Raw genomic sequence first — 12,423 nt, 5'->3', positions numbered from 1 at the left:
TTCGACCATGAAAGCGATCGTGTGGCACGGCGTGGGCGATATCCGTCTGGACGAGATCGCCGACCCGAAAATCGAAGAACCCACCGACGCCCTCGTCAAGATCACGACCTCGGCGATCTGTGGAACCGACCTGCATTTGGTGCGCGGCACCATGCCCGGGCTGACACCCGGCACCGTCCTCGGACACGAGGCCGTCGGCGTTGTCCTCGAAACCGGTTCCGCGGTAAGGGGGTTCGCGGCCGGTGATCGCGTGGTGGTGTGCTCCACCATTTCCTGCGGGTACTGCTCCTATTGTCGCGCCGGCTATACCGCGCAGTGCGACAACGCGAATCCGAACGGCCCGCATGCCGGTACCAGCTTCTTCGGCGGCCCCACGGCGACCGGACCTTTCGACGGACTACAAGCCGAGGCGGCACGCATTCCATACGCGACCAATACCTTGGTCAAGGTTCCCGACGGCGTGACCGACGACCAGGCGATCATGGTCTCCGATGTGCTGCCGACCGGGTGGTTCGGCGCGCGCCTAGCCCAGGTAAGTAGCGGCGACACCGTCCTGGTTCTCGGTGCGGGAGTGGTCGGGCAATGCGCGATAGCCGCCGCGAAAAGGCAAGGCGCCGCGCGAGTTCTGGTTGTCGATGCCATCCCCGACCGACTCGAGATGGCGCGAGCGCAGAACGCCGAACCCATCGACTTCAACGCCGAAGACCCGGTCGCGACCGTACGAGAACTCACCGGCGGAATCGGCGCCGATCGCGTGATCGACGCCGTGGGTGTCGACGCGCAGGCGCCGAAATCCGGCCCTGCGGCGGACAATCTTCCCGTCGACACTTCGACATTCGAACAGGAACGCCGCACGGCCGCGCCGGAGGGCAATATCGACGACGGCCAGTGGCTGGTCGGTGACGCACCGAGCCTGGCGGCGCGCTGGGCGACCCAGGCCGTCGCGAAAGCCGGCTCCCTCGGAATCATCGGCGTATATCCACCCGGATTCGACCGCTACCCCCTCGGTGAGACCCTCAACCGCAACCTGACCGTGCAAGCCGGCAACTGCAACCACCATCGCTACGTGCCCGGTCTGCTCAATCGGGTCGCCCGCGGCGATATCGACCCCACGCGGTTCATCACCCAGCACGCGGAACCGCTGTCGATGATCGACGCCTACGAGACATTCGATCGCCGCGAAGGCGGATGGGTCAAGACCGTCGTCCCCATGTGATGCCCGAATCGATGCTCTCCGAAGGAGAATGCCATGTCGATACACCACCACATCGCACGCTCGCTCCTCGCCGTCGGCGCATTGGGTCTGGCCGCACTCACCGGATGCTCCGATAACAACGACAACCATGACGGCGTCATGACGAGCACTCTGCCGACGACCTCGAGGCCGACCTCTGCAACATCCACGGCGCCCGACATCACGCCCCAGGCAACCCGTCAGCTGTGCGACATGATCGGAACCGAAATCGACAACTGGCGCGACCAGGGCACGACCATCGCCAAGGTGAGCTTCAACGGAACCGTCCAGGACTGGGCCGCCCGCAACGACAGCCTCAATGACGACGTCATCCGGGACAAGACCATCATCGACCGCATCACCGTCCAGACCTGCCCCGACGTGCGTCAGCGCGCCCTCGATGTGCTCCACACCGATAACCTCGCCGACGCACTGATCGGATTCGGCGGCTAGCGCCTCGACGCGGTCCGATTACCCGCGACCATCGAAGCGGTAGCGCCGGGGTGTGCTGTAGGTCACCTCCCCGATCAGGCGACCCAGGGGCGGGTTGATAACGGTTCCGTCGGGCAGCTCACCGCGGAATCCGACCGGGACCGTCCCGACGAGCACGGCCGGCTCGGCGGCCGAATTCGTCAGGGCGATCATCGAATTCGGGGGTGCCTCCGCGGGCCTGGTCACGTAGCCGTCTCGTTCCAGGGCCTGGAGCAGCACGTTCATCGTCTGCCGTGTCACGAACGCGCCCCGCGCGAGCTCGGAGTTCGACAAGCCCGGTCGTTGAGCCAGCAGCTCGAGGCAGGAATAGTGCGTCACGCTCATCCCGAGCGGCCGCAGCACCTCCTCCATGGCTGCGCGCAGGGCGCTCCGTGTCAGAAGACTGACACGAAGAGAAGGAGCATCATCATGCCCGCCACCGGCCCCGACTTCATCTCGCTCCAAGCGCGCGACCTCGACGCTTCGCGGGCGTTCTACGAGCAGTACCTCGGCCTCGTCCGCTCACAGACCGGACCTCCCTGTTTGCCAAGCTCGGCGTCTCGTCTCGCGCCGAACTCGCCGCCGTTGTCGCCGGTTGTCCGGCATCGGCCACGACTCGACCGGTAACCGATTTGAGGGGGTTTCCCTACTACCTGCGCTGTCCGACGGTATCCGAAACTTGTTGTGGCAGTGGCGTCGAACGTCTGACCGACGAAATCTCGGCGAGCTGCGGAAGCCGAGACCGGAGGACATGCGCTGTGCAACCCATCCATGCCGACCTCTGGTGTACGGCATCGCGGCCGGACCGCCGATGAGCGCGGCATTGTCAGGTCCTGTCGTCGTACGGAGCGCCCAGATGGAGCCGATCGAGACCAGTGCCGACGACCAGACGGCAAACCGGCTCACCACCGAGACATTGTCGTCGCTGCGGAACTGGGTGGGGGCCGTGTGTGAGGCGGAACTGCGTCGCCTGGACTCCCGTGCGCCCAGGCTCGACGCCGACGCGCGCGCCGAAGTGGCCCGCTCCATCCAGCGGGTGGTCGATGGCCTCCTCGGCGACCTCGGATCGCGGGTGGCCCGCGATGCCGGACTCGTCGACGCGCTTCGGACCTTCTTCGTATTCGACCGCCCAGGAGGCAAACCTTGACCAGAGTGGGTGTGGTTGTGCCACCGGCCAATCCGGCGGTAGAGCCGGAGTTCGCACGCCTCCTCGACGCGCGGGCAGATCTGCATGTCACCCGCTTTCCGGTACGGCCAGGCCGCCCGCTGGCGGAGCGTTTGGACGCCTACAACGACGCGTTGCCCGACATGATCCGTTCGTTCGGCGATCTGTCGCTCGACGCTGTGGTCATGGCGTGCAGCGGCTCGCGCTATCTGCTCGGCCCGGCCGATGATCGTCGCCAGTGCGCCGAGCTGAGCGCAGAGTTCGGCCTGCCGGTCGCCTCCGCCACTGAAGCCATCAGATGCGCGCTGTCACACCTCGGCGTCGATGAAGTCGCCTTGGTCTCGCCCTACCAGCCGTGGCTGACCGCATGCGCCGAGCGGTTCTGGGCGGCGGCGGGCGTCCGAATCGCCCAAGTGGTCGCGGTGCAGGCCGGGACGCGTTTCGCTCCCTACGAGGTGACAACGGATCAGCTTGTTGCGCAGCTCGAGCAGGCCGCGCCGCCACGGGACACAGCGCTGCTGCTGACCGGCACTGGCATGCGCACGCTGCGCGCGATCGACCTGCTGACTTCGCGTGCTGAGCGGATCGTTCTGACCGCCAACCTGTGCAGCGCCTGGTGGGCGCTGACCAGCGCAGGCCTGCCCGCCTCCTGGGAACGCACCGCGCCCCAGACGCCGGCCCAGTCGGTCGCGACATGAGCCCCGAGGTGATTGTCGCGGGCGCCGGACCGGTCGGTTTGGTTGCGGCTCTCACCCTGGCCAGGGCCGGGGTGTCGGTGTCGGTGCTGGAACGAGAGCCACGGCCCGCGACGCGTTCGCGCGCCGCCACCTTTCACCCGGCCACGCTCGAACTGCTAGACGAGCAGGGAGTGGCCGCGGCCCTGGTGGCGCGCGGCGTCGTCGTGAACCGCCTGCAGTGGCGCGACCTGTCCGGAGCGGTACTTGCCGAGATGAGCATGGCCACCTTGAGCGAGCTGACCCGGTATCCCTTTCGGCTGCACGTGGAGCAGTCGGAGCTCGTCGCGCTGCTGCTCGCCGCCCTCGAAGCGTATTCGGAGGTCGATGTCCGATTCGGCACCGCAGTGCAAACGGTCACCGACACAGGCGTATCCGTGCGTGTCCGCACCGCGGGCGGCTGGTGTCGGGCCAGGTACCTCATCGCTGCGGACGGCGCGCACAGCACCGTCCGGGCCTCACTCGCTGCGGCATTGCCGCTGTCGGTCTACCCGACGCATGCGTTGCGGATCTTCACCCGCGCACCGCTGGACGAACTGCTTCCGGGCTTGGCGTCGGTCACCTATGTGCGTGACCCGATTCAGTCGTGCAGCTTGTTGCGGTTGCCCGACCACTGGCGGCTCATTCTCCGGCTCGCCCCCGACGAGCCCGTGCCGCGGTGCGTGGCCGGGCTGGAACTGAGCACCTTGGACATCTTCGACGTGCACCGCTACAGCTTGGCGAGTGGCGTACTCGACGCTTTCCGCCACGGCCGGGTGCTGTTCGCGGGCGACGCCGCCCACGTCACCTCCACCGCAGGCGGTCTCAATATGAACGCCGGTATCCACGATGCGGTGGATCTCGGCCGGACACTCGCCGGCGTGCTGGCCGGACAGGCCGCACCGGACGCGCTGGCCGAGTGGTCGCGGCGACGCCGCGCGGTCCTGGTCGATCATGTCGTCCCGGCCACTGAGGCCAGGGTCGCCGGCGTTCAGGACGGCGACAGCGCGCGGCTGCGCGCCGCTGTCGCCGCGCTCACAGCCATCGCCGCCGATCGCGAGGCCACCAGGAACTACCTCGTGAACGCCGCCATGCTCGACACCGCCCCATTACCGGTAAGGAAGATCTGACATGCGAATTCGGTTCCAGAAACATGCCGTCGAGGGGCGTTCGCAGCTGCTCGACAAGCTCTACGCCGACCATCTGGCAAAGGTCTCCGATCCCACCACCGAGGTCGAGATCCATACCCTGCCGCCGCAGCTCTACTCGACGGAGCTACCCGAGGACTTGGTCGGGTTCGGGACAATCGGGCTGCTTTTCGCCGACTATTTCGCGCGCACCGCCGTCGCCGCCGAACGCGACGGCTGTGCCGCTTGGATCAGCGGCGCTGGCCAGGACCCGGGGCTGGTCGCGGCACGGGTGCGCGCCACCATTCCCGTCGTCGGGTACGGCGATGCCACTTGGCAGACCGCCAAGCAGGAGCGTCATCGGCTCGGCCTGATCGGCTTCATTCCACATCTGATCGAGCCGATTACCGACAACATCGCCGCCGCGGGCGCCGCGTTGGCCTCTTATCAGTTGATCGATGACGGCGCGGCGGTCATCTCTCGTGCGCTGGCCGGCGACTTCGAACCGTTCGTACGGGCCTACACCGTCGCCGCCGAGCGGGCGGCGGCGGCAGGCGCTCAGTGGTTAGTTCCCGCAGAAGGCATACCCAACGAGCTCCTCGTCCACCTGGAGATCCAGGAGCTGTGCGGACTGCCGGTCATCGACCCCGGCGGATTGGCGATCAAAACCGCCGAGCACCTGGTAGGACTCCGCGCTCTCGGCATCACGGCCAAGGCCACGACCGGATACTGGCATCGGCGGCCATCCCCGGACCTGCTGGCGCACATCGAGCAGATCTTGGAGTTCAAAGCATGAGCTTCCCCTCCGACCGACCGCGGCGACTGCGCCGCACCGCCGCGCTACGAGCGTTGGTAGCCGAGCATCGGCTGCACCCGTCGGACCTCGTTCAGCCCATGTTCGTGCGCGAGGGCATCGACGAGCCGAGGCCGATCCCAGCCATGCCCGGCCAGGTCCAGCACACGCGCGAGAGTCTGCGCAAGGCGGCTGCGGCGGCCGCGCAGGCAGGCGTCGGCGGCATCATGATCTTCGGCGTGCCCGAGCACAGGCATCCGGACGGACGTGGCGCGTGGGATGAACGCGGCATCGCCCAGCTCGCGATCCGCGACGTCGCGGCCGAGGTGGGCGACACGACCGTGGTGATCAGTGATGTCAATCTCGACGAATACACCGATCACGGCCAGGTCGGGCTCCTCGGCAATGACGGTGACGTGGATAACGACGCCACGCTCGACGCCTACGCCCGAGTCGCCTTGGCACAGGCCTGCGCCGGAGCCCACCTGGTGGCGCCGAGTGGAATGATGGACGGTCAGGTCGCCGCCATCCGTGCCGGACTCGACGCCGCCGGACACGAGCGCGTCGCCATCCTCGCGTATGCCGCTAAATACGACTCCGCCTTCTACGGTCCGTTCCGCACGGCTGTCGAATCCTCGTTCACCGGAGCCAGATCCACTCATCAACAGGACCCCGCCAACCTCCGGGAGGCGATGCGCGAGGTACTGCTCGACGTCGAGGAGGGCGCCGACCTGGTCATGGTCAAACCCGCAGGCCTCTATCTCGACGTGGTGCGCCGAGTGGCCGACGCCGTGAACGTGCCGGTTGCCGCCTACCAGGTGTCGGGCGAGTACGCCGCCATCGAGGCGGCAGCGCAGTACGGGATGGTGCAGCGCGAGAGGGCCATCGAGGAGAGCCTCATCGCGATCCGCCGGGCCGGGGCACGGATCATCCTCACCTACTGGGCCACCGAGTTCGCTCAGCGACTGCGTGCTTAGTCGACGACCCACAACCCAACTCGGCCGCTGTCGACGTCGCGAGAGAGGCGATCGGTGAGCGATCGTCGGCGCCTCAGGCGTCGTCGTGACCTCACCGAGGCGGTGTTCCGAGGTCGGTGTACGCGTCGGCGCCGAGAACGGTCGAGGCGTCACCGGCCAGACTCAGTGTTCGGGCTCGCCGATAGCGGCAGTGGGCCGAATCGAATACCGCGGCTGCGGCGAGCGGGCGCGCTGGGTCATGGCCGAACAGGGCGGCCGGGGTGGGGCGGCGAGCGTGGCAAGAAGGGCATCGAGTCCTACTACAACATCAAGTCGGTCTACATCGGCCACTGAAAGCGGTCGCCCCGGGAGAATCCGGACACCCAACACCCGTTCGGTCGAGGATCTCGGATTGTGATTCGAGAAGTCCGGGCGGGTTGCGGCACTGCGTGTGGTGGGAACGCTCGGCTTTCCACCTACACCATCAGGCGACCCAGGGCGGGTTGATGACGGTTCCGTCGGGCAGCTGACCGCGGAATCCGACCGGGACCGTCACGACGATTACGGCCGGCTCGTCGGCCGAATTCGTCAGGGCAATCATCGAATTCGCGGGCGCTACTGCGGCGTCACCGGCCACCAGGGCCTCCGCCTGCCCGTCGATTGTGATCGTCACCGCACCCTGGATGACCACGAACGCCTCCTCGCGCAGCACCTTGTGCGGCACGCCTTCGGTGTGGGGCGACACCTGGATCTGCCAGACGCAGAGTTCGGCGCTGCCGGTGCCAGGACGGATGTAAGAGGTGAATCGGGTGCCGTGCATTTCGTGGACCTCGGCATCGGCGGCACGGGTCACTGGCATGTCTGAACTCCTTCATTTGGTCAAGCAGATTGACTATATAGTCAAGCAATTTGCCTATCTGTGTCAAGATGTCAGCCATGTCGAATCCGAAATCCGCTTCGACCCCGCGGCCCGGCCAGGACCTCGCGCTGCTGTTGCTGGCCGCAGGAGCCGCCGCCACGGACGCCATTCACGCAGGAGTGGTCGCGGCCGGGTTCACCGACGTGCGGCCGACGCACGGATTCGCATTCGTGCGACTGGCGCCGAACGGGGCGACGGTCGGCGAGTTGGCCGAACATCTCGAAGTGACCAAGCAGGCGGCCAGTCAGCTGGTGGACGAACTCGTGCGCAAGGGGTACGTCGAGCGCAACGCACATCCCGACGATGCGCGCGCCCGGTTGATCACACTCACCGCGAAGGGATGGGCCTGCACGCGCGCGGCCGATGCCGCCGCAGCCGAATTCGCCGACCAGTGGGCATCCGTTTTGGGCGATTCCAAGGTGGCCGAATTGCGTAACATTTTGACCCGCGTAGTGGCCCCCGGACGGGTCCGTCCGGCCTCTTGGTGACCAAATCGAGACAAAGTGGCCTGCGTTACTCCGAAATTTAAGTGACCTGCGTCACATCGCGTTTAGGAGCAAACTCCCCGCATAGAGGGGATTTCCAGGAGCGCGACCAGGGCTTTCCAAGATCGGTAACTCCTGCCATTCACTATTCGTTCATGTTGCGTTAACCGACCGTGACCAAGCTGAGACCCGGTCAGAAACAGACCTGCAGTTTGGTAACACCGTGGAGCAATCCACACACAGTCGGAAAACGATCGCAACGGCAGATGGCTTCCATCCGCAGCGGTCGCTGGAGATATCAGCGGCGCAACAGCCCGTGACCGCATTTCTCCACGCTCGACAGCGGCACCCGCCGGGAACCGACCTCGGGTGACTCGCACTGCGTCGTGCGCCAGGGCTCGCCTGGCCTTCACAACAAAACCCGAAAACAGCATACGAACCGATTCAGGCGGGCCTTCCCACCGGGTGCCCCGTCGGAGATCCGCACTGCCTCAACCGGGCCGGATCGCCTCTCTGGACACGACAAGGAACTGATTTCGAAATGCTCGACAAACGCCTCCCTTCTTTCCGCCGCCTTTCACTGCGTGACGGTGTCACCCTGGCAGTGGCCGCGGCCGGTGTCATCGCCGTCGGCACCTCCTCCGTAGTCGCGCTGGCCGACGACAGCGTTCCGTCGCGCATTGCCATGGTCTCCGAGCAGCAGCCGGCCCCCGTGGCCGCGCCGGTCGACGCGGCCGCTCCGGCCCCCACGGTCACCCCGGTCGACGCCCCGATCATCCCGGGTCTTCCCGCACTGCCCGAGCTGCCGCCGATTCCGGGGCTGCCCCTGCCGCCGCCCCCGGCCCCGGTCTACGAGGACAACCTCGACGGCTGGATCCACCACGCCCTCGACATCATGGCCGGCCAGGGCATCCCGGGCAGCTACAACGGCATCTACCGCAACATCATGCGCGAATCGGGCGGCAACCCGCAGGCCATCAACCTCTGGGATTCCAACGCCGCCAAGGGCATCCCTTCCAAGGGCCTGCTCCAGGTGATCGACCCGACCTTCAACTCCTACCACGTCGAAGGCACCGCCTGGGACATCTGGGATCCGGTCGCCAACATCACCGCGGCATGCAACTACGCAGCCCACCGCTACGGCTCGATGGACAACGTCAACTCGGCGTACTGATCCACGACTGCTGAACAATGCCTCCCCGCCGTCGGCGGGGAGGCATTGTCGTAGGGTCGACCAGGACCGACCACCACGATGCGGATTCCGCCATGACCGATTACGCCCACTCCGACCACGCGTCGAAGAGCCGCGCCGAGAAGGCGCGCCGCCTCGCCATCTATATCTGGGATCGTGGCATCACCGGGAAGGAACTGCTGGATATGCCATCGGCGGTCCGCCGGAAGCTGGCGCGCGCGGCCGAGACGAATCCGCCGAGCACCGACGAGACCTGGACGACCGTGGCGAAGCTGCTGGAGGAGAAGGACACCTGGGCCGCCCGGCATCCGAATCACCCTGCGGCACAGCGCAATAGTAGCGACGAGAAGCTGCTGTGGGTGAAGCCGCCGATCGCACCGTGGTGATTCAATAACCGAGTTCGGACTCGCTCTCGGCCTCGACGACCACCTTGTCGGCCAGCGAGCGCAGTGCACGCGCCTCGGTGGGTGTCATCGGATCGACGAAGATCCTGCGCACCAATTCGACATGATTCGGGGCGGCCTTCTCGAGCACCTTGCGTCCTTCGGGGGTGAGTTCGACCAAAATCCCCCTGGCGTCGTCCTCGGCCGGGCGACGGTCGACGAGTCCGCGAGCGGCCATGCGCGCCAAATGTTTCGAGAGCCTGCTCTTCTCCCAGCACACCTCGGCGGCCAATTCCTTGGCACGCAAACAACCGCCGGGCGCGGCCGACAGCGGTACCAGGAGTTCGTAGTCGGCGGTGGACAGACCGTCCTGGGCCAGCCCTGCCGCTAGCGCCGCATCCAGGCGCTGGCGCAGCCGTATGAAGGCTTGCCAGGTCTGCTGCTCGTCATCGTTCAACCAACGCACCACGGGAATGATCCTAGCCAGTGTTTGGTTGACATGGACACCAACTATTCAGGAGGTGCCCATGCCAGCCATCACCGTCCCCGACATCATGGTGCTGCCGCGCCTGCCCCGACCCACGGATTCGACGCGGGAGCGGCAGGTGAGCAGCATCAGCACCGCACATCAGCAGCGCGAAGGCGCGGGCTTCGAGGTGCGCAGGCCGTTCCCGAGCATGGATCTGCGCTCGGCTGATCCGTTCATCCTGCTCGACCAGATGGGTCCGGTCGCCTATGAGCCCTACGAGGCCAAAGGCGCGCCATGGCATCCGCATCGCGGCTTCGAGACCGTCACCTACGTCATGGACGGCACCATGGTGCACCACGATTCCAATGGCGGCGGTGGCGTCATCAGCGAGGGCGATACCCAGTGGATGACGGCCGGTTCCGGCATTCTGCACGATGAACTGCCCGCCGAGGAATTGGTCATCGCGGGCGGCTGGTTCCACGGCATCCAACTGTGGGTCAACCTGCCGCGCGCGCAGAAGATGACCGCACCGCGTTATCAGGATCTGCGCGGCAGTGAATTGACGCTGGTCAGTTCGCACGACGGTGGCGCATTGGTGCGCATTATCGCGGGTGAGATGGGTGGCTACGCGGGTCCGGGGTCGACCTACACACCGATCGCATACGCACACGCCTCCATCACCCCGGGCGGTCAGCTGGAAACCCCATGGCAGCAACGATTTACCGCGATGGCATACGTACTGTCCGGCAGCGGAACGGTGGGCGCCGAGCGCCGACCGATCAGCGAAGGCCAACTCGCGGTATTCGGTCCCGGCGACTCGATCACCGTCGCCGCGGATGTTATGCAACACAACCGCACCCGCGATCTGGAGGTGCTGCTGCTCGGTGGTCTGCCGATCAAAGAGCCTGTGGTGCAATACGGTCCGTTCGTCATGAACACCCGCGCCGAAATCATCCAGGCAATGGAGGATTACCAGGCCGGACGCATGGGCAATGTCCCGGCCGAGCATCTGATCGGTAGACGTTTGGGCGAATAACTGAAGAAGGGGCGTTGTCCCCTAATGCCCCTAATTGTTTTGCTGCGCAGTTGACAAGTACGCGGCCCGTCACAACAGTGGATGCGGCGTCTCCCCCTGGACGCTACTCCACCGCAGCACACAAACAGAGGAATATATGAACGTTCGCCGGCTCACCGTCAGCGTTGCCGCGGCAGCACTCGCCTTTCTAGCGGCGCCCGCAGCCCTGGCCGACGTCCCCACCGGTTCCGCAGGAACGGGCTCATCCGCCATCGATACCGGATCGGCCGCGACCGGTTCGGCAGGCATGTCCCAGACCGGCTCGGCCGGTGGCGCATTCGCCAACTGCGACGAGGCCCGCGCGGCCGGTCGGGCACCGCTTTTCCGCGGGGAACCGGGCTACGGCCCGCATTTGGATCCGGACGGCGACGGCTTCGCCTGCCCGACGGTCTGATAGCCCTGAAACGCAGAACACCCGGTGTGCTCAGCCACACCGGGTGTTCTGCGTTGTGGGCTCAGCGGAAAATCTTGACCAGCACCAACCCGACGACCACCACGGCCGCGCCGACCAGGCTGTACTTCACCTTCGGCTGATTGAGCTTCGCCAACACCATGTGCTTGGTGTCATCGGCGATGCGCTGTGGATCGGCCCGCACGGCGATTTCGTCGAGCGTGCTCGCGAGCCGTGTCCGTGCGGCCTCGATCTCCCGCTCGATCCGCTCGGTATCCCTAGCCACGTATATCCTCCTGTGTTCAATTGCGGTGCTCGCGGGCCTGTCCGAGGTTACTCAGGCTGCCGCCTGGCGAGCCCGTCGCTCACACCGCGATTCAAATGTGCCGCGAACCGCGCTCGCCGACGAGTCTAGCCAGCCGGGCTGCGTCGGTGCGGCTGCGTTGTCGGGACATTCGATTACCGTGCAAGAGGTGACCGACAACCAACGACTCTCCCCTGGCGATCCCGCCCCGGATTTCACCCTGCCCGACGCCGACGGCAAGGACGTCTCGCTGTCCGATTACCGCGGCCGCAAGGTGATCGTCTACTTCTATCCCGCCGCGAGCACCCCTGGCTGCACCAAACAGGCCTGCGATTTCCGCGACAACCTCGCCGACCTCGAGGGCGCGGGCATCGATGTCATCGGCATCTCCCCCGATAAGCCCGCCAAATTGGCCAAATTCCGCGACAACGAAAATCTCACCTTCCCATTGCTCTCGGATCCGGACAAATCCGTCCTCACCGCGTGGGGTGCGTTCGGTGAGAAGACGATGTACGGCAAGACCGTCACCGGCGTTATCCGCTCTACATTCCTGGTCGATGAAGAAGGCAAAATCGACGTGGCGCAATACAACGTCCGCGCCACCGGCCACGTCGCGAAACTCCGTCGCGACCTGTCGGTGTAGACCTGCTGCTCGAACGAGCGCATGCCCTGCTCGTAGCCGTCCACGGCCGATGCGCAGATCGCTTGCGCCCAACGGGTTTCGTTCAGGCCGAGGGCGCATAAAG

The 12,423-nt window shown here is 66.0% G+C and carries 17 protein-coding genes and 1 pseudogene; 14 read left to right on the top strand and 4 right to left on the bottom strand.

From position 1 onward, the window contains the following. Positions 1 to 7: 7 nt before the first annotated feature. Positions 8 to 1,216 (top strand): alcohol dehydrogenase catalytic domain-containing protein, encoded by a 1,209-nt coding sequence (locus ACQP2U_RS08080; RefSeq protein WP_433714094.1) that lies wholly within the window; start codon positions 8 to 10, stop codon positions 1,214 to 1,216. A 33-nt stretch (positions 1,217 to 1,249) separates the two neighbouring features. Further along, positions 1,250 to 1,687 (top strand): hypothetical protein, encoded by a 438-nt coding sequence (locus tag ACQP2U_RS08075; protein WP_433714093.1) that lies wholly within the window; start codon positions 1,250 to 1,252, stop codon positions 1,685 to 1,687. Between the two features lie 18 nt (positions 1,688 to 1,705). Here ACQP2U_RS08075 and ACQP2U_RS08070 read toward each other — a convergent pair whose 3' ends face one another. Next, on the bottom strand, positions 1,706 to 2,104 hold the full coding sequence (locus tag ACQP2U_RS08070; protein ID WP_433716402.1) for a MarR family winged helix-turn-helix transcriptional regulator: 399 nt from the start codon (positions 2,102 to 2,104) through the stop codon (positions 1,706 to 1,708). Positions 2,105 to 2,134: 30 nt separating this feature from the next. Between ACQP2U_RS08070 and ACQP2U_RS08065 the strand changes: the two are divergent. From ACQP2U_RS08065 to hemB, 6 genes and pseudogenes are all read left to right on the top strand, one after another. Further along, a pseudogene (locus ACQP2U_RS08065) lies at positions 2,135 to 2,245 on the top strand (VOC family protein); the annotation flags it as partial. A gap of 316 nt (positions 2,246 to 2,561) precedes the next feature. Further along, positions 2,562 to 2,852: a hypothetical protein gene (locus ACQP2U_RS08060; RefSeq protein ID WP_433714092.1), complete on the top strand. Its 291-nt coding sequence runs from the start codon at positions 2,562 to 2,564 to the stop codon at positions 2,850 to 2,852. Between the two features lie 5 nt (positions 2,853 to 2,857). Beyond that, a complete protein-coding gene (locus ACQP2U_RS08055; RefSeq protein ID WP_433716401.1) occupies positions 2,858 to 3,568 on the top strand; it encodes a maleate cis-trans isomerase family protein in 711 nt (236 codons plus the stop codon). Then, entirely contained in the window at positions 3,565 to 4,713 is a 1,149-nt protein-coding gene (locus ACQP2U_RS08050) for an FAD-dependent oxidoreductase (protein WP_433714091.1), read from the top strand. The genes ACQP2U_RS08055 and ACQP2U_RS08050 overlap by 4 nt, the downstream gene beginning before the upstream one ends. 1 nt (position 4,714) lies before the next feature. Beyond that, on the top strand, positions 4,715 to 5,506 hold the full coding sequence (locus ACQP2U_RS08045) for an aspartate/glutamate racemase family protein (RefSeq protein ID WP_433714090.1): 792 nt from the start codon (positions 4,715 to 4,717) through the stop codon (positions 5,504 to 5,506). Next, positions 5,503 to 6,480: a porphobilinogen synthase gene (gene hemB / locus ACQP2U_RS08040; RefSeq protein WP_433714089.1), complete on the top strand. Its 978-nt coding sequence runs from the start codon at positions 5,503 to 5,505 to the stop codon at positions 6,478 to 6,480. Before ACQP2U_RS08045 ends, hemB begins: the two co-directional genes overlap by 4 nt. Positions 6,481 to 6,943: 463 nt before the next feature. On the opposite strand, the gene ACQP2U_RS08035 is transcribed toward hemB, so the two are convergent. Then, a complete protein-coding gene (locus tag ACQP2U_RS08035) occupies positions 6,944 to 7,318 on the bottom strand; it encodes a cupin domain-containing protein (RefSeq protein ID WP_433714088.1) in 375 nt (124 codons plus the stop codon). 77 nt (positions 7,319 to 7,395) lie between these two features. Between ACQP2U_RS08035 and ACQP2U_RS08030 the strand changes: the two genes are divergently transcribed. The 3 genes from ACQP2U_RS08030 (at position 7,396) to ACQP2U_RS08020 (ending at position 9,441) form a co-directional block, all read left to right on the top strand. Beyond that, a complete protein-coding gene (locus ACQP2U_RS08030; RefSeq protein ID WP_433714087.1) occupies positions 7,396 to 7,866 on the top strand; it encodes a MarR family winged helix-turn-helix transcriptional regulator in 471 nt (156 codons plus the stop codon). A 538-nt stretch (positions 7,867 to 8,404) separates the two neighbouring features. Further along, positions 8,405 to 9,037, top strand: coding sequence for a transglycosylase SLT domain-containing protein (locus ACQP2U_RS08025; protein WP_433714086.1), 633 nt, complete (start codon positions 8,405 to 8,407; stop codon positions 9,035 to 9,037). Positions 9,038 to 9,129: 92 nt separating this feature from the next. Continuing rightward, the gene (locus ACQP2U_RS08020; RefSeq protein WP_433714085.1) at positions 9,130 to 9,441 is read left to right on the top strand and encodes a hypothetical protein; all 312 of its coding nucleotides are present in this window, start codon (positions 9,130 to 9,132) and stop codon (positions 9,439 to 9,441) included. Position 9,442: 1 nt separating this feature from the next. Here ACQP2U_RS08020 and ACQP2U_RS08015 read toward each other — a convergent pair whose 3' ends face one another. After that, a complete protein-coding gene (locus ACQP2U_RS08015; protein ID WP_433714084.1) occupies positions 9,443 to 9,907 on the bottom strand; it encodes a MarR family winged helix-turn-helix transcriptional regulator in 465 nt (154 codons plus the stop codon). A 58-nt stretch (positions 9,908 to 9,965) separates the two neighbouring features. On the opposite strand from ACQP2U_RS08015, the gene ACQP2U_RS08010 reads away from it, so the two are divergent. Both ACQP2U_RS08010 and ACQP2U_RS08005 read left to right on the top strand, forming a co-directional pair. After that, the gene (locus ACQP2U_RS08010; RefSeq protein ID WP_433714083.1) at positions 9,966 to 10,943 is read left to right on the top strand and encodes a pirin family protein; all 978 of its coding nucleotides are present in this window, start codon (positions 9,966 to 9,968) and stop codon (positions 10,941 to 10,943) included. A gap of 136 nt (positions 10,944 to 11,079) precedes the next feature. Continuing rightward, on the top strand, positions 11,080 to 11,376 hold the full coding sequence (locus ACQP2U_RS08005; RefSeq protein ID WP_062993065.1) for an excalibur calcium-binding domain-containing protein: 297 nt from the start codon (positions 11,080 to 11,082) through the stop codon (positions 11,374 to 11,376). A gap of 61 nt (positions 11,377 to 11,437) precedes the next feature. Here ACQP2U_RS08005 and ACQP2U_RS08000 read toward each other — a convergent pair whose 3' ends face one another. After that, complete coding sequence (locus tag ACQP2U_RS08000) at positions 11,438 to 11,659, bottom strand: DUF3618 domain-containing protein (RefSeq protein ID WP_397038730.1); 222 nt, start codon at positions 11,657 to 11,659, stop codon at positions 11,438 to 11,440. A gap of 187 nt (positions 11,660 to 11,846) precedes the next feature. On the opposite strand from ACQP2U_RS08000, the gene bcp reads away from it, so the two are divergent. Further along, on the top strand, positions 11,847 to 12,320 hold the full coding sequence (gene bcp, locus ACQP2U_RS07995; RefSeq protein WP_433714082.1) for a thioredoxin-dependent thiol peroxidase: 474 nt from the start codon (positions 11,847 to 11,849) through the stop codon (positions 12,318 to 12,320). The last annotated feature ends 103 nt before the right edge of the window (positions 12,321 to 12,423 follow it).

The sequence above is a fragment of the Nocardia sp. CA-084685 genome (genome assembly GCF_050955785.1).
Classification (GTDB): domain Bacteria; phylum Actinomycetota; class Actinomycetes; order Mycobacteriales; family Mycobacteriaceae; genus Nocardia.
The sequence above is the reverse complement of the archived record's forward strand: the minus strand, read 5'-3'. Positions and strand labels throughout refer to the sequence as shown.